General features: G+C 38.0%; 14 protein-coding genes, 1 pseudogene and 2 riboswitches. Of the genes and pseudogenes, 13 read left to right on the forward strand and 2 right to left on the reverse strand.

The genetic code is table 11. The features are described from left to right. The first annotated feature begins 320 nt into the window (after positions 1 to 320). The 4 genes and pseudogenes from KQI87_RS11675 (at position 321) to KQI87_RS11690 (ending at position 5,780) form a co-directional block, all read left to right on the forward strand. The gene (locus tag KQI87_RS11675) at positions 321 to 2,108 is read left to right on the forward strand and encodes an extracellular solute-binding protein (protein WP_216460283.1); all 1,788 of its coding nucleotides are present in this window, start codon (positions 321 to 323) and stop codon (positions 2,106 to 2,108) included. Positions 2,109 to 2,111: 3 nt separating this feature from the next. After that, positions 2,112 to 4,745: a hybrid sensor histidine kinase/response regulator gene (locus tag KQI87_RS11680; protein WP_216460284.1), complete on the forward strand. Its 2,634-nt coding sequence runs from the start codon at positions 2,112 to 2,114 to the stop codon at positions 4,743 to 4,745. Positions 4,746 to 5,044: 299 nt separating this feature from the next. Then, positions 5,045 to 5,443, forward strand: a pseudogene (locus KQI87_RS11685) (IS110 family transposase); the annotation flags it as partial. A gap of 46 nt (positions 5,444 to 5,489) precedes the next feature. Next, complete coding sequence (locus KQI87_RS11690) at positions 5,490 to 5,780, forward strand: restriction endonuclease subunit S (RefSeq protein WP_253292497.1); 291 nt, start codon at positions 5,490 to 5,492, stop codon at positions 5,778 to 5,780. Here KQI87_RS11690 and KQI87_RS11695 read toward each other — a convergent pair. Next, the gene (locus KQI87_RS11695; RefSeq protein WP_216460285.1) at positions 5,759 to 6,433 is read right to left on the reverse strand and encodes a restriction endonuclease subunit S; all 675 of its coding nucleotides are present in this window, start codon (positions 6,431 to 6,433) and stop codon (positions 5,759 to 5,761) included. The genes KQI87_RS11690 and KQI87_RS11695 overlap by 22 nt on opposite strands. Positions 6,434 to 6,512: 79 nt before the next feature. Here KQI87_RS11695 and KQI87_RS11700 point away from each other — a divergent pair, with 79 nt between their 5' ends. The 9 genes from KQI87_RS11700 to KQI87_RS11740 all read left to right on the forward strand — a co-directional run bounded on the left by KQI87_RS11700 (position 6,513) and on the right by KQI87_RS11740 (position 23,470). Further along, positions 6,513 to 7,097 (forward strand): SOS response-associated peptidase, encoded by a 585-nt coding sequence (locus KQI87_RS11700; protein ID WP_216460286.1) that lies wholly within the window; start codon positions 6,513 to 6,515, stop codon positions 7,095 to 7,097. A gap of 21 nt (positions 7,098 to 7,118) precedes the next feature. After that, a complete protein-coding gene (locus tag KQI87_RS11705; RefSeq protein WP_216460287.1) occupies positions 7,119 to 7,592 on the forward strand; it encodes a YaiI/YqxD family protein in 474 nt (157 codons plus the stop codon). Between the two features lie 96 nt (positions 7,593 to 7,688). Beyond that, positions 7,689 to 7,764, forward strand: a riboswitch (cyclic di-GMP riboswitch). Between the two features lie 146 nt (positions 7,765 to 7,910). Then, positions 7,911 to 10,676: a transporter substrate-binding domain-containing protein gene (locus KQI87_RS11710; RefSeq protein WP_216460288.1), complete on the forward strand. Its 2,766-nt coding sequence runs from the start codon at positions 7,911 to 7,913 to the stop codon at positions 10,674 to 10,676. A 165-nt stretch (positions 10,677 to 10,841) separates the two neighbouring features. Continuing rightward, a complete protein-coding gene (locus tag KQI87_RS11715) occupies positions 10,842 to 12,167 on the forward strand; it encodes an IS1380 family transposase (RefSeq protein WP_216460289.1) in 1,326 nt (441 codons plus the stop codon). Positions 12,168 to 12,461: 294 nt separating this feature from the next. Next, a riboswitch (cyclic di-GMP riboswitch) is annotated at positions 12,462 to 12,537 on the forward strand. Positions 12,538 to 12,599: 62 nt separating this feature from the next. Further along, positions 12,600 to 14,273 (forward strand): GGDEF domain-containing protein, encoded by a 1,674-nt coding sequence (locus tag KQI87_RS11720; RefSeq protein WP_216460290.1) that lies wholly within the window; start codon positions 12,600 to 12,602, stop codon positions 14,271 to 14,273. After that, a complete protein-coding gene (locus tag KQI87_RS11725) occupies positions 14,266 to 15,117 on the forward strand; it encodes a GGDEF domain-containing protein (protein WP_216460291.1) in 852 nt (283 codons plus the stop codon). The genes KQI87_RS11720 and KQI87_RS11725 overlap by 8 nt, the downstream gene beginning before the upstream one ends. Positions 15,118 to 15,223: 106 nt before the next feature. Further along, positions 15,224 to 18,037 carry an ATP-binding response regulator gene (locus KQI87_RS11730; RefSeq protein ID WP_216460292.1) on the forward strand — a complete coding sequence of 938 codons (2,814 nt, stop codon included), beginning with the start codon at positions 15,224 to 15,226 and terminating at the stop codon, positions 18,035 to 18,037. A 302-nt stretch (positions 18,038 to 18,339) separates the two neighbouring features. Further along, positions 18,340 to 21,240, forward strand: coding sequence for a transporter substrate-binding domain-containing protein (locus KQI87_RS11735; RefSeq protein ID WP_216460293.1), 2,901 nt, complete (start codon positions 18,340 to 18,342; stop codon positions 21,238 to 21,240). A gap of 100 nt (positions 21,241 to 21,340) precedes the next feature. Next, positions 21,341 to 23,470, forward strand: a complete 2,130-nt coding sequence (locus KQI87_RS11740; protein WP_253292499.1) for a two-component system response regulator — start codon at positions 21,341 to 21,343, stop codon at positions 23,468 to 23,470. Between the two features lie 61 nt (positions 23,471 to 23,531). On the opposite strand, the gene KQI87_RS11745 is transcribed toward KQI87_RS11740, so the two are convergent. Further along, on the reverse strand, positions 23,532 to 24,436 hold a 905-nt coding region (locus KQI87_RS11745), incomplete at its 5' end, for a relaxase/mobilization nuclease (RefSeq protein WP_216460294.1).

Here is a 24,436-nt window from a genome sequence, read left to right on the forward strand (position 1 = left end):
ATATTTCGGCGTAATTATAAGTCATATTATATGAAAAAAAGGCTTGATTTTCAAGGCGTTCTTTGTAATTATTAGATTAGAGTTGTAGAATTTTGACGAGTTCAATTAGATAATTTTTGTACCCGTCAAATTGTGTTGCCGTTTTTACATGTTTGGGGACTATTCTAGCTATGGACTGTTCTAAACTTTGTATAATTCAGTAAAGTTTACAACAGAACCAATATTATGTAGTAATGGCAGTTAGCATACGGAGCTAACTGTCTTTTGTGCTGTTTGTGTTCAGTGAAACACATATTTTAAAATCAAAGGAGAGCAGAGCAATGAAAAGGAGACAAATTCTAAGCTTATCGCTGGCATTTGCCTGTGCGTTGACCATGTTGACCGGATGTGGCAGCAAGGAAACACAGACTGCCAGTAATGAACATGAAACAATTACCATGGAGGTACAGTTCAGAAATGCCACTAAATTTCTGGAACTTGTAAAGGAAAAGTATCCTGAGATCAATCTGGAGATTATTCCCTACAGCGGTCAGAACAAGACTGCCTATTGTCTTTCAGAGCTCGCAGCGGGAGATATGCCGGATATTTATACAGCTACAGTATATACACCTGGTCTGGAAGATTTAAGTGATCGTCTGGTCGATCTTTCTGGTTATGATTTCACAAACAACTATTCAGAATCACGCTTGCGTGATGTAACGGATAATGGTGCGATTTATCTTCTGCCAGCATATTACGATTGTCTTGGTATTACTTATAACAAAACGTTGCTGGAGCAGAACGGCTGGGAGTTACCGACTTCTTTTGCTGAACTGGAAGAACTGGCGCCGAAAGTGAAAGAAGCGGGGTATAATCTGAGTATCTGTCAAGTCGCACTTCCTGGCTATGGTTTCCAGTATCTCTGCAACATTCTGGATACGGATTTTTTAAATACCATTGATGGACGTACCTGGCAGAAAAATTACCTGAACGGAACGGCTTCTGCTAAAGATACACCGGAATTTGTTGAGTCATTTTCCACACTGCAAAAATGGAAAGACATCGGTATGCTGGAACCGGGCGACCTGAAAGACGATACTGAAACCAAAAAAATCATGGCAGAAGGTAATACCTTGTTTATGCTGGGCAGTAGCTACGGCTCTGATGAACAGGAGTCTGACTGTGAATTTGGTCTGATGCCGTATCTGTCTGAGGATGGTACACAGAATTCCTTAGTGCTGTCTGTTTCCCGATACTATGGTCTGAATAAGCATCTGGAAGATAAGGGCAACGAGCAGAAGCTGGAGGATGCCGTTCATGTGATGGAAGTTCTTTCTACTGTAGAGGGACTTACTTCCTTGAATGAGCCTTATATGGACTCCACGCTTCTGCCGATGAAGGATTATGAGATTCCGGATACAAATAAATATAAGGAAAATGAGGACAATCTGAATAAAGGATTAACGGCTCCATTTATTTATAATGGCTGGGAGAATCTTATTGTTCCGATTGGTAATGAGGTTATCGAATATATAAATGACAATGCGACAAAGGATGACATTGTGAATGTTTTAGAAAACGACCACTCATTGGTTACGGATAATTCCTCACAGATCTATACCACTGTTACCGAAAAGCTGGATACGGACGATTGTGCAAGGCTCATCGGCATCTGCTTTGGTAAAGCAGCCGGTGCAGATCTGTCGCTGATTTCCAAGAATAAGTGGTATCCTGTATATGGGGATGAAATTTTTGATCTGAATTCGGAAGGGGTCAGTGGCAATCTGTTTACCCTGCCGGTGACTGATGATCAGATTACCAGCATCCTGCCTACTGGCTGGCGTGGAAATATCCAGACTGTAACGCTTACTGGCAAACGTATAAAGGAGCTGGCAGAAAAAGGCTATAATGCCAAAGAGGATTACTGGTTCCCATACGAACTGGTAACGCCGGAGGGCATGACCATTGATGATTCTGAAACCTACACCGTTGCTATTTGTGGTGTGGCAGATGATGTGGCAGAGGAGGGAAAACTGACGGATACAGGCATTCTCGGTCTCACTGCAGCAGAGGAGTATTTTGGTCAGTTTGAAACATTATCGAAAAAAGACCTTGTCTGGGAGAAATAACGAATGAGGGAAAGGAAGGAACACACAAAAGATAATCAAATAAGCATTAAGACACTGCTTATTGCCATTATAGTGACTGTGGCTGCTATCGCCATTAGTATTTTTTCATTTCTGCGCTTTTATAATTCGTATATCGACAAAGTTCTGTATCAGGAGCGGCTGAGTCAGATGCGGGAAGTTACTACCCAACTTTTTACCGGTCTGGAAGATGTAGTGACCAGTCAATGGAAGGATGTAGATGCTTTCTGTAATTATGTGGAGACAGGAAAGCCAGCGGATGTTGAAACCATGCTTGCATTTATGCAAAAACTGGCATCCATGAACAATATGGATACAAATAGCGAAAAGATCGTTGCCATAGATAATATGGGGCGGTATATGACGCAGGACGGCTGGCAGGGTACGCTGGATGAGATTGATTATCTGTTGGACCAGCCGGAAAGGGTCAGCTTTGTGTCAAAATCGATGATTGCGGACGAAAGCAGAATGTATTTTTTGAAGCGTCTGCCTGAGCCTGTGGAAATAGAGGAGAATAACCAGAAGATACAGGTGATCTATTATGGCATTTCTCAGGACATGAACTATCTGAACCCCTATTTTAATTGCGGAGCCTATGATAACAGCAACAGTGTATATGTCCTGAATGAATCGGGCATGAGGCTTTTTTACAACAATGATAACGAACTGATTAAAGGCTATAATGCATACACTGTACTGCAAAAAATGGAGTATCTGCACGACAATTCTTTTGAGGAAGCGAAGACGGATCTGGAGAAAAATGGGTATGGCTATGCAAATGCGGTTTTGGACGGTGAAGAATATTATTATGCATTGTATCAGATGAATTATGCGGAATGGACGCTTTTGTTTCTGGTTCCTTCTTCTCATGTGGCGACAAATGTTGTTTCGCTGGTAAATACCACTGTCAGGCTGATCCTGGTATTTGCGATTGTCCTTGTAGTGATTGCAACGGCAATCATTTTCTTACTGCTTCAGGTACAGAAAAAGAAGGCTGTAGATGCTGAAAGACGTAACAGTGAGCGTCTGTCAGCAGCACTGAGTGTAGCTGAGCGTGCCGAGCAGATGGCAACAGAAGCAAGCCGTGCTAAAAGCGATTTCCTTGCAAATATGTCCCATGACATTCGTACTCCGATGAATGCGATTGTCGGTATTACAGGCCTGATGGAGCATGAACCTGGTATGACGGATAAGATGGAGACTTATATTCAAAAGGTACAGCTTTCCAGCCGTCACCTGCTGGGGCTTATCAATGATATTCTGGATATGAGCAGGATAGAGTCAAAGGAAGTACAGCTTAATGTGGAAGAAGTAAGTCTGGCTGAGCAGATAGAACAGATTGACAGTATCATCCGGGCACAGGCAAATGAGCATGAGCAGCATTTTCATATTCACGTAAAAGAAGTCGTTCACGAATATCTGATCTGTGATGGCGTGCGTCTGCGTCAGATTTGCCTGAATCTTCTGTCAAATGCGGTGAAGTATACTCCCAAAGGCGGAGATGTTGTGCTGGATCTGACAGAGGTTCCATGTGAGGTTGCGGATCATGCGAAATTTGTTTACACTGTAATTGATAACGGTTATGGAATGGCACCGGAATTTCTGGAGCATATTTTTGAACCGTTTACAAGAGCCGAAAATTCCATGACAAATAAAGTGCAGGGAACCGGTCTTGGAATGGCGATTACAAAAAACATTGTGGATCTTATGGGTGGAGAAATCCATGTGGAAAGCCAGCTGGGAAAAGGAAGCCGATTTGAGGTTGTACTGACACTGCCAATTAACCAAAATGTGGATTATGAGATTGGTGCCAGTCGGGTTCTTCTCGTTTCTAGTGAGAACCAGCTGATCCGTAATGTAAAAGCTGCCATGAGTGAGAGTGCGATACAGTTTTATGCAGTATCCACAGAGGAGGAAGCAGCCGGGTGGCTGACGCAGGAAAGCACAGATGTGATCTTACTTGCAGGATGCCTGAAGAATAAAACGCTGGATGAAACAGTAAGCCTTCTCAGAAAGATTGCAAAAAATGCAGTCCTGATCTTCTGTCTTGACTATGCGTCTGAGGAAGAGGTGCAGGAGGTGCTGGCAGAAAGTGATGTGGACGGAATGGTTCTCAGACCATTTTTCCTGTCGAACCTAGCGGTGGCGATTGCAAGGACACGGACAGCTTCTGTTTCGGAAGAGGAAGAAAGCCATATTCTAAATGGCATGAACTTCCTGTGTGCAGAGGATAATGAACTGAATGCGGAGATTCTGAAAGAGCTTCTGCATATGTATGGTGCGACCTGTACTATTTATCCGGATGGAGAGAAAATTGTGGAAGCGTTTAAGAGCGTGAAGCCAGATGAATATGATGCAATTCTTATGGATGTACAGATGCCGAACATGAACGGTCTGGAAGCTACGAGGGCAATCAGAAACAGTGAGAATCCGCTTGGAAAGGAGATTCCGATCATTGCCATGACTGCGAATGCTTTTTCAGAGGATGTGCAGCATTGTCTTGGTGCTGGTATGGATGCCCATATTGCCAAGCCGCTGGATATTGATGTGCTTGAGAAAACTCTGCGTGGATTTTCCGTCGGGGGGGGCAGACTAAGCCGAAAAGATAGAGCAAATTAAATGTAACGTGAGGTAGAGCGTATAGAGAAATCTATATGCTCTATTTAGTACCATAAAAGTGTAGTTGTTAGAGAGTAATTAACTCTGACATCTGCACTTATTTTATTATAATATAGGGGAGTAATTGGTCTGACGTGGCTCTATTTGGATCATTGCATCCGTCAAAAAAACCGTTAACCAACCCCTTATTATAAGCATTCGATTAAGCAGGTAGGGATTCGCTCCCGCGTAACCAACTAAACTGGATGGTAATAAGTGTGGCTGGAACAATTACTAATAACAATCAGAGGAGGTTTAAGATGATAAGTGTAGGAATAGATGTATCGAAAGGCAAAAGCACAGTCTGTATACTCAAGTCCTATGGTGAAATAGTGAGCAGCCCTTTTGAGGTACAGCATGTAGAAAAGGATCTGGAAGCCCTTGATAATCTGCTGGATAAGTTGGATGGAGAGATAAGGATAGTAATGGAGGCTACTGGCATTTACCATCTGCCTATATTAACATTTCTTCACGACAAGGGATATTTCATATCTGTCATAAATCCGTTTGCAATGAAAAAATATGCGAAGAACAATAGCATCAGGGGAGCAAAAACAGATAAGCTTGATTCAATAATGATTGCGAATTACGGCATTGAAAAATGGTTCAAGTTGCAGAAATATGAAGGCGATGAAGAAACCTATGCTGAACTCAAACTTTTCTGTTGACAGACATTGTTTGATTAGGAAGGGGCAAGAGGGATGGATGCAGGGGTCAGATTGTATACGTGTACGATTTACAGATGCCACTGTTTATCCTGAATTTGTTTCGTATTATTTATTGACTGATGCAGTGAAAATGAAGATAAACAATTCCGCAGTAGGATCAACTATGGCGTCAATGAATATAGATATTTTGGGCGATATTGATATTATTTTGCCAGATTACGAGGAACAAAAAAGAGTAGCACTAATTTTAGGCACAATCGACAAAAAAATAAGCAATAATAATCAGATAAATGATTATTTAGCATATCATTCATTGATGGTGGCTTGACCATTCATGAGCATTGGAAGAAGCCAGTCTCTGATTTTTATGAGATTAGAATTTTCTTTTCGGATTTGCATAATTTTGGCATCAATTGGTTCGATTTGCTCTATAAAATTGCTTCGAATTGAATCAGGAATACTCAAAACATTGTAGCTATTCAAATTTGCTTGATTTATTTTCATTTGGATTGAACCAGTTTTTATCATTGCAACAGGGATATCCTTCAACAATAAATAGAGCAAACGACAAGAATAACCTTTCACAGGCTGCAAAACATGTGTATGATTATTAACCCATACATCTCCTGATATTCTCTGTAAGATTGGGTTCCCATTATCATCCATTATAGAACCATCTTCAGCGAAAAGAACAAAATCTCCTGAAAAAATAGGACGATTAACATAATCCATTATTCCTGTAGCTCCATAATATGGAATAAATCCTTTCATTTTTTGTCGCTGTTGATTAGATAGCGGAATTCTTTCGGAATCAAGACAAATTGAAATATTTCCGATAGATGTATAAGACCAGCTTTGAGGAATTTCCTGGTTTAGTTCATCGCAAAACACCATTTTGCCTCCAGAGGATTTATAAGGATTTCCATTCTCATCTGGAAAATCAAACTGCAAAAACCAATAGTCATAGATGGTCTTTGCCATCTCCTCTAAATAATCATTTATAGGGAGTAGGGAAAATTCAACGTGTTTTGTAGCTAATGGAGGACGTATAAAGAAATATATGTGCGGCAGATATTATATTGATTCTGACATGGCAGATGAAATGGAAAAGGTGCTACATGATATAGATCGACGGATTCACCAGGAGCATTTTCTTGGTGATATCCGCCCAACCGATGTTGCACCAGTTATTGAACAGTCAGATCTGGGATTAAAATTGAATACTTCCAGATGGGGATATCCACTATCGAAGGGAAAAAATCCGGTTATCAATGCGAGAGTAGAGACTGTTTTGGATAGGCCAGCCTTCCGGGACGGAATTCGATATCATCGCTTACTGATTCCAGCAAGTGGCTTTTATGAGTGGAATCTTCTGAAGGAAAAGAATATATTTACCAGATCGGATGAGACGGTATTATACATGGCAGGATTCTGTGACTGGTTTGAAAATGAACGGCGATTCGTAATTTTGACCACAGCGGCTAATGATTCTATGATAAAAGCACATGATCGAATGCCTCTGATTATAGAAAAAGAACAGTTCACAGACTGGTTTGACAATGAAAGAATGGAAGCAATCCTTTATCAAAAACCAGTCATGTTAAAACGCCAGGCGGAATATGAGCAGCAGAGCTTATGCTTGTAACTATATTGGAAGGAAAAATAAATGAAAATATTAGTAGATGCGGATGCCTGCCCTGTGGTTAATATTGTGGAAATGATAGCAGAAAAATATAATATTCAGGTAACACTGCTGTGTGATACCAAGCATGTACTGGCATCTGAGCGTTGTGAAGTAGTTGTTGTCGGAGCCGGAACTGATGCAGTGGATTATAAGTTGATCAGCATCTGCCATAAGGGTGATATTGTTGTCTCACAGGACTATGGAGTGGCTGCAATGGCACTTGGAAAAGGTGCATATGCAATTCATCAATCGGGAAAATGGTATACCAATGAAAATATTGATCAGATGCTTATGGAGCGTCATTTGAATAAAAAAGCTAGAATGGGTTCTCACAAAAATCATATAAAAGGTCCAAAGAAACGGACAGAAGAAGATAACGAACGGTTTGCTCAGTCATTTGAAAGAATGATATGTGTGGCTTTAAAGAATGATGAAAATAGGATTAAAGATAAATAAGCTGAGAAAATAAGGTATATTTGGTTGGTTATGAGGATAATTCTATAGACATTTAAAACCAGAAAATGTATAATTAAAGAAAAATATTTTAGTGAGAAATATAATTGGCAAATCAGCCGAAAGACTGAGGCGCAAAGCTATAGGGCCTGTAAAATGGTAGCCAGTTGCGACGATATGGAGGCAGTGTCTAAAAAGGCAATGCCTTTTTAAATGATTTTATAAAAGCAATAGATGAGAGGTAACATGAGAAAAAGAAAGTCCAGACATATTAGTATAAGTATTCTAATGATTATAATGTGCATAAGCCTGATATTTCCTATGATAACATATGCGAAGGCAAGTGATAAAAATCAACATGAGACAATCCGCGTGGGATTTTTTGCGTTTGATGGTTATCATATGATGGACGAAAAGGGAAATAGAAGTGGATACGGATACGATTTTCTGCGTATGGCGGCTAGGTATCTGAATGCGAATTATGAGTATATCGGCTATGACAAAAGCTGGGATGAAATGCAGGACATGTTGGAAAATGGTGAGATTGATCTTTTAACATCCGTGCAGAAAACATCTGATAGAATGGAAAAATTTGATTTTTCAAAACCTATTGGAACCAGTAGTGCGATACTTACAGTTAAAAGTGATAATACACGTATTGTGGAGCAGGAATATACCACCTATGAAAATATGAAAGTGGGAATGCTTCGAGAAAATAGCCGAAATGATGATTTTGCAGAATTTGCCAAAGAAAAGAATTTTACATATCAAACAATATTTTATGATAAAGAATCTGATTTGAAAGAAGCACTTCAAAATGGGGAAGTCGATACAGTTCTTACAAGCTCGCTTAGAAGTATTCATGATGAACGTGTTATTGAAAAATTTGCAACGCATGATTTTTATGCAGCTGTAAAAAAGGGAAATACTCCGCTTTTGAATGAAATCAATTATGCAATCGATCAGATGAATCAGGCAGAAGGGGATTGGATCGATGCATTGGATTATCAGTATTACGGGCAGACAGAAGCAAAAACGCTTGTCTTTTCTGAACGTGAAAAGGAGATTATCCAGCAATATGCCAGCGGAAAGGAAAAATTAACGGTAACCTGCAGTATAGATAGAGAGCCTTATTCGTATGTGGAGAACGGAAAGTTAAAAGGTATTATTCCGGAACTATTTGAAGAATTGATGGATTATGCAGGGATTCCTTATGAAATTGTGATTCCGAAAGATCGTAAGGAATATGAACAGTGGGAAAAAGATGGTACTGTAGACATATTCATGGATGGAAGAGTAGAAAGTGAAAACGAAGCGGAGGCAAATGATGTAGCAGTAACAGTTCCATATATGAACTTTGGTTTGGCAAGGGTCACCCGCAGAGATTTTGATGGAAAAATTGAAAAACTTGCAGTCGCCAGATATCAGGGAATGAATGGAATTGAGGATAATCTCGTAAAGGATGCTGAGAGAATACAGTATGACAGTCGTGAAGAAGCTTTGGAAGCTGTGCGAGATGGGCAGGCAGATGCTACTTATGTATATCTTTATACAGCACAAAAATTTGTGAATCAGGACAGTCGTGGCAGCGTTACATATACTGTGATTGATCACCCGGTCTATCCTCACAGAATCTGCATTATGCCATCTGCAAGCCATGAGCTTAGTGGGATTCTGACAAAGTGCATTTACGCATTGCCTGACAACAAGTTGGAAAGTCTAATTTTAAAGTACACCGCTTACACTTCAGAAAATGTGACTATACTGACATTTATTATGTTACACCCGATCAAGAGTTTTGTTGCTATAGCACTTTGGGTTGTAATTTTGATGTGTGTTCTGGTATTGTGGACAAGACTTCATGAGCGGAAGAAAATGTTGGTCGTTGAGAAAAAACGTGCGGAAGAGAAAGATATACTGGCAAAACTTGCAAAATCAGCAAGTGAAAGTAAAAGCCGTTTTCTTTTTAATATGTCACATGACATCCGTACACCGTTGAATGCTGTGCTTGGATTTACGAATTTAGCAAAAGAAGCTGTAGATGATCCCGAAAAAGAAAAAGATTATCTGGAAAAAATTCAGATATCGGGAGAGCATCTGTTAGATATTATAAATGACATTCTGGAAATGAGCCGAGTGGAATCTGGCAATGTAAAGTTGGATGAAGCCGAGTGCAATCTGAAAGAAGTGATAAGAGAATCTATCGTTCTGATAGAAGAGAGCAGTAAGAAGAAAGAACAGCAGTTTAAAGTCGATATAGATGGAATAAAACATCCGTATGTCATATGTGACAGCCTAAAATTAAGAGAAATTCTTGTTCAGATTTTAGAGAATGCAGTGAAGTTTACTTCAATCGGGGGCGATATCCAGCTAAGTATAAGACAGTTGTTAAACGACGACGAAGAATATGCTGATCTGATAATCGGTATTAGAGATAACGGGTGCGGAATGTCTTCGGCTTTTGTAGAGAAAATGTTTCTGCCTTTTGAACGTGAGAAAACCAATACGGTCAGTGGACTTGATGGCACTGGACTTGGGTTGGCAATCGCCAAAAGTTATATAGATGCTATGGGCGGTGATATACAGGTACAATCGGAAGTTGCTAAGGGTACAGAAATTACAATAACAGTGCAGCAAAAGCTGACAGAAAAACCAACAAAAGAATCTGTAGAAGTTTCGAAAGAAGATTTCACAAGAAAATTCTGCGGAAAACGTATATTGATTGTAGAAGACAATGATCTGAATCGAGAAATAGAAGTGGCTATTCTGGAGGAAGCGGGATTTGTGGTTGAAGAAGCCGTTGATGGACAAGAGGCAGTTAATAAAGTTAAAGATTCGCAAGGCAGACATTATGATGGAATTCTTATGGATATCCAGATGCCAGTGATGGATGGTTATGAGGCAACAAGAGAAATACGGCAGTTGAAGAATCCGGTACTTTCTAAAACGCCAATTATTGCTGTTTCGGCGAATGCATTTGATGAAGATAAGATTGCATCAGAAGAGGCGGGAATGAATGCTCATATTGCAAAACCGATTCAAATGGATTATTTATTCCAGACGTTGGATGAAATTTTGGATAAATAATCCTGAATTATTCACTGCTGTGCCGTGAAAGTGGCTGAAAGCTACATAGTTACTGTATTTTAACTGAATATTGCTTTTCACCTATCAAGTGAATGAAAAAAGAGCATCTATTTGTGGTAAAATTAAGGTGTCGAATCTTAAAAAATAACCCAAAAGGAGCCCTTTATGAGTATTGTAAACACCTTAGCCTTAGAAAGCAATAGACAGATTAAAATAAATTTTGATGGAGGTGATTTATCCTCTGATGCAGGCTTACTTCTCATCAAAGAGTTTGTAAGCAAACTTGGCATTGAACAGCTTTTGAACTGTTCATTTAAGACCAATGATTCTGCAGTATTTCGATATCACACGGATAAGGACAACCTTCTCCAGATGATATACATGATCATTGCCGGCTACTTTGAAGACGATGCTTCGGATGAACTGACAAATGATCCGATTTTTAAAGCAGTACTTGAAAAATCCGTGTTAGCATCTCAGCCAACCGTATCCAGATTTTTCAACCGCATGGATGATGATACTTTAAAGCAACTCCTGGAAATTACCAGAGTTCTTCGAAAAAGAATCTATAGTATCCAGCTTCCTCAGGCAATCATCCTAGATCTGGATTCCACACTTCTTGAAGCAGACGGAAAACAGGAAGGCAGAGATTTTAACTTCCGTTATCAAAGTAATGGCTATCATCCACTTGTTTGTTACGACAGAATGACTGGTGATCTGATTAAAATCCAGCTCCGCGATGGAACACAGTATTCCTGTACCGGAGTGGTTGACTTCCTGCAGCCGATACTGAATGAATACTTGAATGATTATCCGGCAATCCGCATTCTGCTTCGTGGTGACAGTGGATTCGCAACTCCTGATCTTTATAAGCAATGTGAAGAAAACGGTTCAAGCTATGTGATCCGGCTGAAGGAGAATGGCATTCTCCGTGAAAAAGCATCCGCTCTTGTAGATGAGCTTGATGAAATCACCAGGAATAATAAAGTCGATTATGCAGTAGCCTATGGCGAATTCATCTATAAAGCAGGTTCATGGCCTTATGAAAGGCGCGTGGTATGCAAGGTGGAAAAGCCGGAAAACCAGATGGTTTACATGTACACATTTGTTGTCACAAATATGGATTCCTCACCAGAATATCTCATCAAATTTTACTGCAAGCGAGGGCTGATGGAAAACTTCATTAAAGAAAGCAAATCCGGTTTTGACTTCGCCTCTGTAAGCAGCCACACCAGAATCGTAAATGCAAACAGGGTTCAAGTACATGCTCTTTCGTATAACATATTTAATTGGTTTAGACGACTGGTATTATCTGCGAAGATGCGAAAACAGCGTATTGATACCATCCGTTTAAAACTGCTGAAGATTGCTGCAAAGGCAGTGCATTCAGCAAGATATATCACATTCAAGCTGTGTAGCAGCTGCCTTTATAAGAATGAATTCTATGAAACACTCTCAAATATCGGTAAGCTGAATGTGCAGCTGGAATAGCAACTATTAACGAACCTTGACAGCTTAACAACTGCTCCGAACTCTGCCTAGGGGATTTTATACCCTTTTGACAGGTAAATTGAGTAGTATTATGGCAGCATGGATCAATTTTCGGATTCATGGTACAGTTATCAGTTCAGATACTGTTCCGTGAATAATTCAGGATAATTATATTTGAGCCAATGAAATTCGAAAGGATATCGTGCAGTATATTATGCTTTCAGATATCCTTTTTGAGTTTATAGTTATGCATTGAGCGTAGACAATTATTATTTCTCATTGTATAATTATAATTAAATTTAGGGGCAAATCAGTCGAAAGTCTGAGACGCAAAGCTAAAGGGCCTGTAAAATGGTAGCCAGTTGCAACGATTAAGATGTATTGCCTGAAAAAGCAATACATCTTTTTTCTATAAATTGAGAGGAGTTCTTTATGCGTTCGACGGAAGAGAGAAAAAGAAAGTATTTGAATTATTCCATGCTCCTGTTTGTAATCATTGCCATGATAGGAGCAGTAATTGCCTGCTTATTTGCACCTGCTACTTATGATGGATTTCAAATGGAACCATGTCATAAGATTGAGAATTCTTTTGAGGTTACTTGGGGAAGTCAGCAAATCAAAACAACACTGTCGAATACGATAAATAATCCGAATATGGAAACAATTTACATGACAACGGTTCTGCAGAAGGAGAAATTAGGAAATGGCGACAGCATTCTGATTCGTAACAGACAGAGCAGGATTAAAGTGTATTTGGATGATGAATTGCTATTTGATAGTGGAGAGAGATTTTTGAAGCCTTTCCTGTTGGGATATGGTTCTTATTGGAAGAGTATACTTGTGGGAAACAATTATGGCGGGAAAACACTGAAAATAGAGATACACCCTGAATATAAAATGAATGCAGTGTCGGGGTATCTTCCTAATATATATTTCGGAACCCAAAGTTCTTTTATGTCATTTATATTAAAGAATACATATTGGTATTTGTTTTTGACGCTGGCTTTGATAGCGGTGGGGATTTATGAAATAATTTATGGGATTTTTGTTTTTCATAAAGATAAGGCCAATGGATTGCTATTTTTGGGATTGTTTTCTGTTGATACAGGTATATGGCTTCTTATAGAATGTCATGTGCTTGAAATCTTTATGGATAATATGCAAGTCATAACTTATTTAAGTTATGTGGCGTATGGAATGATGCCGGTCTTACTGTTGAGATTTCTATTAAGCTATGAGGAATTTAAAGATAAGATATACTTAAATCTTATTTGCTTTAGCGGAGTATTATTGAATTTTATTCAATTAATATTGGCGTGGGCAGAAATCTGCACTCCTTTTGAGTCGCAATGGTTGAATAGAGGCTATCTTGGCTTAACAATTATAGGTATGTTGGCAATCTTGTTTTCTGTTCGAAAGTGCGAAAAAGGGAAAAGAAGAGAACTTTATGGTGGAATATTGATTTTGGTAGTAAGTACGATTTTGGAACAGGGGTATTTCGTGTCAATCAGTAAGGAAACCAGTGGAAGAATTTTAGTAATTGGTCTATGTCTGTTTATTTTTAAATCTGGAGTGGATTTAATAAGAGAAACAAGAAAACAACAGCGAATAGATATGGAAAAAGAAATTTTAATGGAGATGGCTTATACTGACGGGATGACGCATTTAGGGAATCGTTTCGCATATGAGAAAGAAAAGAATAAACTTGAAAATCAGCCAGATACCAAAGTTATGATTTTAATAGCAGATATGAATGGATTAAAACAAGCAAACGATAATCATGGGCATATGTATGGAGATCAGATTATTTGTAAAACGGCAGAAATATTAGAGTCTTCTTTCGAGAATGTAGGTAAAAGCTTCCGAATAGGTGGAGATGAATTCTGTGTTCTGTCAGTAAATAAGGATCGCTTGGTATTTGAAGAGTGTATTAAAAACATGGAAGCAAACGTCAAAGTATTAAGCAGTACAATAAAAGGATATGGTATTGCATTAGGTTTTGCTGAAGGAAAAGCAGATGATATTGACGAGATTTTTCATACAGCCGATAATTTAATGTATGCCAATAAAAAGAAGATGAAAAAGGAAATAGACAGATATGTATGACAAGAATTTAAGTTATGAAGAATTATTGATTGCGATTGAAAATGCTCCAACCAATATCTTTATTAAAGATACCGAGTGCAAATATCGTTTTGTGTCAGAAATGTGCTGCATGGTAAATGGTGGACCAGAAAACAGTATTATTGGCAAAACAGATTTGGAGATTCAGAAAGATAAAGCACTGGGACAGGAATATTATGAAGATGATCAGAAAATTCTAGCAACCGGAAAAGGAAGTAAATGTGTCAGTGCGATATCAGTTGAAGAAAGCACAGCTTATTTTGAAATAAAAAAGAATCCGGTCATTCATGAAGGAAAAATTATAGGGATTATAGGCATTATTGATGATGTTACAGATCGTGTGATTCTGGAAAAAACACTTGAAGATATGTCCTTTAGGGACAAGCTGACAGGGTTGTACAACAGGAATTATATGGAATCCAGAAAACAGCATTATGCACGAAAAGGTGACTGTCAAATTAGTATTATTATCGGGGATTGCAATTCGTTGAAAAAAATCAATGATACGCTGGGACATAAAATGGGTGATTTATTATTGCAGCGTGTGGCAAAAGTTATTGAACAAACAATATCAGATGATTGTGTTGCAATGAGAGTTGGAGGAGATGAATTTTTGATTCTATGCCCAGGATATACCAGATTAGCTACGGAAACATTAATTTCCAATCTGCAAAAAGAATTTGCGAATAGAAGTGATGACACGATAGTATTGGATGTTGCACTGGGATATCATACAGCTACTGATGATAAACTCTCTTTTGAAGAAATTTCTCGTTTAGCTGATAAGGCAATGTATATAGCCAAAAAGCAGATGAAGAGTAAGTGATTTTTGGTTAGAATGTCAATGTCACTTGAAAAAGAACTTTTTATAGAGTAAAATATTTTATTATGTGCGAAATAATCAGATAAATGATAAATAAAGGAGAGAAAAAATGAAGGGAAAAATAACAGCGATATTATGCGGAATATTGCTGGCGATTATTTGTTGTTGTCCTGTTTATGCAGCTTCTGTCCAAACAGAAAATACACCGGATTATAAAGTCTCTTATTATTCATTTGACTGCTTCAATATGCAAGATGAAGAAGGCGAAAAATACGGTTATGGCTATGACATGATGCAGAGTTTGGCGAACTATATGCAATGTACATTTTCTTACGTTGGATTTGAAAAAAGCGCAAAAGAATGTGAAGAAATGTTGCGAAACGGTGATCTCGATATTTATACCGCTGCAAAACGTACGCCTGAGAGAGAACAGGAATTTATATTTTCTACATATCCAGCTATTACAGCTACAACCTGCATGAATGTGAAAAGAGGAAATACAAAAGTAATTGCCGGAGACTATTCTACCTACACCGGGTTAAAAATCGGTTTATTGGAAAGGCATACATACAATGACCGATTTAAGCAGTTTATAGAGGAAAATGGTACTGGCTGTGAAATCGTATATTATACAACGCCTACGGAATTATCAAATGCTTTAATAGATGAGGATGTAGATGCCATTGTTGATAGTTATATCCGTACACCTGAAGATGAGGTGACAATAGAAAACTTTGGAGAAACACCTTATTATTTCATGGCAAGAAAAGAAAATCAGGCATTGATAGATGAATTGGATCATGCGATTGATAAAATGAATGTAGAAACACCAAACTGGCGAACTGATTTATATAATCAATACTACGGATCACAAAATTCCAATGCTGATTTTACTGCTGAAGAGGAAGCAGTTTTAAAGCAAATGCAGGCAGATGGTACAGTTGTAAAGGCTGTAATGAGCCCGGACAGATCACCATATTCTTGGTTTGAAGATGAGCGAGGATATGGTATTGTTTCTGATATTTTTACTGAGACAGCAAAAAAACTTGGGTTAGATTATGAAATAATACCTGTGTCATCAAAAGAAGAATATGAAAAAGTAATTATGTCAGGTGATGCAGATATATGGATTGATCAGGACAGCTACTATGAAAATAATGGACAATGTAAATATAAGTTTACGGATACATATTTAAGCACTTCGGTTTCTGCTTTGCGTAGAAGAGGTTCTTCCGGTAAAATGGGAAAAGTTGGTGTTTTGGAAGATAATATTGCGATAAGAAAGATTATATCTAATGCGTGGCCGAGTGCGGAGATAATCCCTATTGAAAATACAGAGCAATGTGTAAAGGCTCTTGTAGATAATAAGATTGACTGTGCATTGATGATGAGTTACACAGCCCAGAAGCTGGCAAGAGATGATACACAAAACAGATTAAGTGTTGATATTGTTCCAGGAGCAGCGCTTAACTTAAAAATGGGTATCAATGCGAATACCAATCATAATTTTTTTAGTTTATGGAATAAAGCCTTAGTAGAAGTTTCGACAAATAAGAGTGCAGAATTGGTTCAGGACTATCTGGAAATGGAAAGTGTTCCAACATTAGCGGCGTACTTGTTCGATCATCCAGCATATTTTGCGATGGTTGTTGGGGTAATGTTTTTCACAATATTTATTATCCTGATGTATATTGAAACAACACGAGCCAAAAATAAACAATTACGTGTTTCAGAACAGTTATCAGAAGCATTGATGGAAGCAAAAGAAGCGAATAATGCAAAGATTAATTTCTTTTCTAAGATGTCTCATGATATTCGAACCCCTATGAACGTAGTTTTGGGTATGACACAAATTGCGAGAAAGTATAAAGATGATCCAGGTAAATTGGAAAATGCTTTGGAGAATATCACATCTGAAGGAAATTATCTGTTAACCATGATCAATTCTATTTTGGATATCAATCAACTGGAACATGGCCATCTAGAACTGATTAATAAGCCTTTTGATCCTGATGAATGTATGCGTGAAAGTGTAGAAATATTACGTCCATTAGCAGATAAGAAAGAACAGAAACTGACAATCTTCTCTAATTTTGAGAATGATATCGTGGTAGGAGATGCAGGACGTTTTAGTCAGATTATGATTAATATTGTGTCAAATGCGATTAAGTATACGGATATAGGTGGAGAAATTCAGGTAATGATGGAAGCACTTCCAGACAATAGATATCGTTTTACTTGTCGAGACACAGGTATTGGAATGGACGAAGAATTCATTAAGCACATCTGTGAGGATTATGTGCGTGCAGAAGATAGTAAAACGTCAAGTACGGAGGGAACCGGACTTGGAATGGCTGTTGTTAAAGGTTTTACAGAATTAATGCATGGAAAGTTGGAAATCCAAAGTGAACTTGGAAAAGGTTCATCATTCAGCATTGAAATACCGTCTGCGGAACCGTCCATAAAAGAACGAAAATTAGCACTTAAATCAACAATAGAAAGTCAAAATAGCATGGAATTTGAAGGGAAAAAAGTTCTTCTTGTGGAGGATAATGCTTTAAATGCTGAGATAGCAGAAGAATTGCTGAAAAGCATAGGATTTCTTGTTGATTGGGTAGAAAATGGAAAGGTTGCAGTTGAAAAATTTGAGAAATCTGATATTGGTTCATATTTTGCTGTCTTTATGGACATGCAGATGCCAGTTATGGATGGAATCGAAGCAACTAGAAATATAAGAACTTTGAATCGTGACGATAAAGATGTTTTGATTTTGGCCATGACTGCAAATACTTTAACCAGAGATAGACAACTTTGTGAAGAGGCTGGTATGAATGGGTACATATCAAAGCCAGTTAATTTGAAAGATATCGAAGCAAGCTTAAGAGAACATACAGAAAATGCGGATAAAGTGAATACTCTGTAGGCAATTATAATTATTTAAGAGGAATGTCAGTTGAAAATATGCTGACATTCCTCTTTTGTAGATAAATTATCAATCGGTAACTAAGAAAATGATAGACATTTCTTTGAATAAAATGTATAATAAAAGAAAATACATATAATGATAACGTAGCAAATCAGCCAAAGGTCTGAGACGCCAAGCGAAAGGACCTGTGAAATGGTTGCCGGAAACCACGTTTAAGAGGCGTTGTCTGAAAAGGCAGTGCTTTTTTTGCATATAATTATACGTGAAGATGCCAGAAAGGCGGCGGGGGGGGGCAATTTATGAGTAAACAAGCGATTAGTAGCTGGAAAAATAAACCAAATATTATAGCATTGAAAAGAAATACTCATGGAAGTTGGAGACTACGAAATCTTCTTCTTTTATTGATCTTGTTTGCCTCTGTACTTTACCTGAAACCGTATAATGTATATGCCAATTCTGATGATAGCAAACAGCGAGAAGTGATTCGGGTTGGCTTTTTTGCCATGGATGGATATCATATGATTGATGACCAGGGGAATCGCAGTGGATATGGTTATGATTTCTTACAGTTAGTATCCAGGTATCTTGATGTAGATTTTGAATATGTCGGGTATGACAAAAGCTGGGATGAAACGCAGACGATGCTGGCAAATGGCGAAATTGATTTGTTGACTTCTGCGAGAAAAACGCCAGAACGAGAAGAATTATTTGATTTTTCACGACCTATTGGTGAAAACAATGCCATTCTTACAATACGAAGCGACAATAATTCTATTATTATGCATAACTTTAGCACATATAATGGTATGCATGTTGCCCTTTTAAATGGAAATACACGAAATGATGATTTTGTAGCTTTCGCTCAAGAAAATGGATTTAGTTATTTTCCGGTATATTTTGATACCATAGATGAAATGACGGAAGCTCTTCAAGATGGAACAGTAGATGCCATCGTTACGAGTTCTTTACGGCAGACAAACAACGAAAGAATTATTGAAAAATTTAAAAATAGTGATTTTTATGCAGTAGTAAAAAAAGGAAATACGGAACTTTTGGATCAAATCAATTATGCGATTGATCAGATGAATGCAGTAGAGGGTGATTGGCGAACAGAATTACATAACAGATATTATGAAAATTATGACAACCGTAATCTGTCTTTTACGGAAGAAGAAAAAAAGGTAATAAAAGAATACAGTTCAAAAAGTGATCCGCTGACAGTTGTATGCGATCCAACGAGGTATCCGTATTCTTATGTGGAGAACGGTGAGATCGTGGGAATCCTTCCGGATTATTTTCGTGAAGTTGCTGATTATGCGGGAATTTCTTATAAATTTATTGTTTGCGATTCGCGAGACGAATATTTGGATTATCGCGATACGGGAGAGGCAGATCTGTGCATCGACGTTCGGTTAGATTCCCAGAGCAGCGAAGAGTTTGCTGGTGTTGTTACAGCTCCATATTTAAATCTGCGCACAGCATTGGTAACCAGAACAGATTTCAATGGGGAAATCAAGACGGTTGCTACCGTTGCACAGTCGGCTGCATATGATGCTTCTGATTTAGAGACTGCAGAAAAAAAGGTTTTTGACACTCGTGATGAAGCAATACAGGCTGTTTTGGATGGAAAAGCAGATGCGGCCTTAGTATACTATTATATTGCACAGGCATTCATAAGTAAGGAGAAAAGCGGAGCATTAACATATAGATTGCTGAATGATACATCCTATAAATATCATATGGCATTATCTGAACATGTAAATCATGCTTTGGCAGGTATTTTGACAAAAGCTATTTATGCTATGCCAAATAGTCTTATAGAAGATATATCGGGAAAGTACACGGCTTACCAGGCGAAAGATCTGACTTTTATAATGTTGATGCAGATGCATCCGGTAATCTCTCTCTGGTGTGGCATATTACTGGTGGCAATTATTATTATATTTATGGCAGGTCGAGTTCATATCCAGAAACGGAATGCTGAGGAAGCTGTGCAAAGAGCAGAAGAAATGAAATTGTTGGCAGAAAAAGCAGAAGCTGCGAATAAAGCTAAGAGCCGCTTCCTTTCCAATATGTCACATGACATTCGTACTCCACTTAATGGAATTATCGGACTGTTGAAAATTGACGAGAATAATTTTAATAATGCGGAATTGATCCGGGAAAATCACAGAAAGATGATGGTTTCAGCAGATTATCTGCTCTCACTCATCAATGACATCTTACAAATGAGTAAGATGGAAAAAGGCGAATATGTACTGGAACATGATGTAATCAATCTTTATAATTTGGAACAGGACATTGGAACTATTGTGACTGATCAAACTGTTACATTAGGAATCACTTGGAATTATGATATGAAAAATACCAGATTTAAATATCCAAATGTTTATGGAAGCCCGCTTCATGTAAAAGAGATATTTTTAAATATTTATAGTAATTGTATAAAGTATAACCGACCAAATGGAGCAATTACAACCACACTGGAGATGCTGGAAGAAAAAAATGGTTTCTGTACATATCGTTGGACAATTACAGATACTGGGGTTGGTATGAGTAAAGAATTCTTGCAACATATTTTTGAACCATTTGTTCAAGAGAAGCATGATGCAAGAAGCGTGTACCAGGGAACCGGACTTGGAATGAGCCTTGCCAAGAGCCTCGTTGAAAAAATGAATGGAACGATAGAAGTTTCCAGTGAAAAAGGAATAGGTTCTACATTCATTGTCACAATTCCATTTGAGATAGCTGCTTCACAGATTGATGAATCTCGAAAGGAAATAGAAAAAGAAGAAATCAGCATTTCAAACATGAAAATTTTGATGGCTGAGGATAATGAATTGAATGCCGAAATAGCACAGGCACTTCTGGAGGGTGAAGGTGGAGAGGTGACAGTTGTAAGTGATGGACAGCAGGCAGTTGATTTATTTAGCGAAAAAGCAGAGGGTACATTTGATGCCATTCTTATGGATCTTATGATGCCGGTGTTGGATGGATTATCAGCTACAAAAAAGATTCGAGGAATGAGCCGACCGGATGCAAAGACAATTCCAATCATTGCGATCACTGCAAACGCTTTTGAAGAAGACCAAAAGAAATGCATGGAAGCAGGTATGGATGCACATCTGACAAAGCCTTTGGATATTGATAAAGTGAAGTTTACCATATATATGAATGTGAAAAAGGAAAAAGAAGCTTAAAATATTCGTGCAAAGCTTGTTTTGAAACATTGGGGGGGGTATAATATAATAGGTGTTTTGTGAGTAAAGTACGAATCAGGCAAAGGTGGGAATAGATACGATGTTGGAGAAGACTCAGAAAGAAAAAGAAGATAGTGATAAACTCATCCTTAGAATGGTGGATATTATCAGCGTACTTGGAGATGAATACAGTAACATATATTGCGTTGACAGAACCAGCCACAATATAGAAATATATAGATATGAAAATACCAGCGTTGGGGTGAGAGAAGTATTAAACGAAAGCAGACCTTATGTGACAGCTATAAAAGGTTACATTAATGCGAATGTTCTGGAAGAAGATAAGGAGAAAATGAAGATTGCAACAAACTTGGAGAATGTTTGCAATCGTTTAAAACAAGCTCCACAATTTTCTGTGCATTATAGGGTAAAGAGAAATAATGAAGTTTTATTTTACCGCATGAAGTGTGCAAGAATTGGAGATGCAAATTCCTTTCAAAAAATAATATTTGCGTTTGCAAATGAGGATGCCGATGTAAGATTAAATGAACTTGAGGCAATAATGAAATCCAGTGGAATGTCGGGTAAAAGAAAAATATTGATCGTGGAAGATGACGATTTGAACTTAGAAATGCTCTGCGACCTTCTTGAGGATCAATATGAAATCATTACAGCTAAAAATGGGAAACAGGGACTGAAATTACTTGAAGAACATTATAGAGAGCTTTCTTTGATTTTGCTGGATGTTCAGATGCCAGTATTGGATGGAATTAAGGTATTGGAAAAAGTAAAGGAAGATGCGTTACTTTCCTCTGTTCCAATAATTGTAATAACAGTGAACGATGGAATTGATACGGAATTGACCTGCCTGGAGCTAGGTGCTGTTGACTACATAACGAAACCGTATAGTGCGGATATTATTAGACGAAGAATTCATAATGTAATTCGCTTAAAAGAATCATCATTGACTCTTGCGGCAGTAGAACATGATGCATTGACCGGACTTTATACAGTACAGGCATTTTCGCATTATGTTAATCAGATGATGAGATTTAAGCCGGATATAAAAATGCATCTGATTGAAGCAAAAATTAAAGATTTCAAACTCATCAATACTATCTATGGAACCCAAAAAGCGGATGAACTGCTTTGTTATTTAGCTTCAATATATAGTGATAAACTCAAAAACGGAATGATTGCAAGGAGAGAAAGTTCTTCATTTATTTGTATATTTTATGAAGGTGGTGAGTTGAATCACCAAAAGGTTATAGATACGATTGAAAGCGTGATTAAAAATTCTCCGATTCCTGGAGTGAAGATTAAATACGGAATTTATGAGGACGTGGATAAGAGCCTTTCAGTTTCTACCATATGTGATTATGCGTCTATTGCAGCTGAAACAGTGATGGAAAATTATGATTGTGATTTGGCATACTACACAGAAGAAATGGCACAAAAGCGAATTTATAATCAGATGATTGAAAATAGCTTTGATGATGCTTTGAACAATCAGGAATTTATTGTTTATTATCAGCCGAAAGTAGATATCATTACAGAAAAAGTAATTGGTGCTGAAGCGTTGGTCAGATGGAAAAAGATGGATGGTTCATTAGTATCGCCAGGTGATTTTATTCCTGTTTATGAAAAAGATGGTTTGATTGAAAGGCTGGATGAATATGTATTCCGAAAAGTCTGCCATTTGCAAAAAAGCAAAATAAACGAAGATAAAGAACTTTTACCTATTTCTGTAAATTTATCCAGATCAAGTATTTTACATGAAGATGTTGCTGAGAGATACATAAAAATTGTACAGGAAAATGAGATCCCATTTTCTTGTGTTCCGCTAGAATTAACAGAGTCAGCGGCTATTTATGGTGACAGGATTAATGAAACAACGGAACAGCTGATAAATGCCGGATTTAAATTGCATGTAGATGATTTTGGATCTGGATATTCTTCACTGGTAACTTTAAATCAGCTTCCTTTTAGTACATTAAAAATTGACAAAAGTTTGATTGACCATGTTTGTGAGAAAAAAGGAAAAACTTTGGTCGAACAGGTTATTATGCTTTCGAAATTATTAAACATGCAAGTCCTTGCTGAAGGCGTTGAAACGAAAGAGCAGCTGGAAGAATTAAGAAAAATGAAATGTGATGAGGTGCAAGGGTTTTATTACGCAAGACCGATGCCGGAAAATGAGTTTATAGAGTATATAAATCGTGACTGCTGATGGAATAAGCGGGTTTGACATTGTATGTTAAGCCCGCTTGTTGCAATGCGGCACATGTTGCCTATAGAGAGATATTTTGCTCAGGAATATCTAAATGTTTGGTTGAAGTTGATAGCAGGGAGATAAAATTTTGCTGTATGACACCAAGCGTTTTTTGCTTTTTCTGTAATTCCTGCTTTTCGTGTAAAGTAGTAGTCTGTTCAGATTCAAGAGTTTCAATTCGTTTCTGGATTTTCTCAGAGCTTGGGATTTTGGTAACGCCCAGATCCTGAAGCTCTTTTTTTAATGAATCGTGGAGCTGGTATTCTACCTGATGCCTGCTTCGGTAGAGTTTCCTGTCTGGAGCAGATTTGCCATCTTCGATAACTTTACGACAGAGCCGGTAAGAATCACAATGCTTCTGAATGATTTTCTGCGAGGTCAGTTCAGCACTGATTTCCTGGATTCGCTGTTCAGCCGCACTGATAGAATTTTCAATGTCAGAAATATGCTGCTGGAAGTCCTCGTAGTTCAGTAGGTTATTTTCGGAAAGATAGTTGAATGTCTTTGCAGCTTCTTTTAGATTATTTAGTTTTGCCCACCGTTCAAATCCTTCCCGATTGCCTGTGATGACATAGGTGGAAATATTGATATACAGGCGAGCTTCTCTGGACAGATTCTTCGGAGCTTTTGCCTTATAGCGATTTTTCTCTAGCCGAAGCCGGACATTTTCTTCTGTGTAGTAACTCCCCAGTGATTTCATATAAGTGAAATTTTTCTGTTCTGGTGCCCGAAAAGATAAATTCTTTCCCTGCCGGATTTCATATCCAGCCAACTGCATTTTCTGTAAAAATTCATCATAGTTGATAGAAGACCAGATTGCCTTATCCACGGCAACACGCAGTTTGGCTTTCCAGCTGGTTCCACGATGATATTCCATATTTTCTTTATAACTTTTCCCCTTTTCTTCTGTCGGCATACTGGTGG

This window comes from Blautia sp. MSJ-9 (assembly GCF_018919065.1).
In the GTDB taxonomy this organism is placed as follows: Bacteria; Bacillota; Clostridia; order Lachnospirales; family Lachnospiraceae; genus Blautia_A.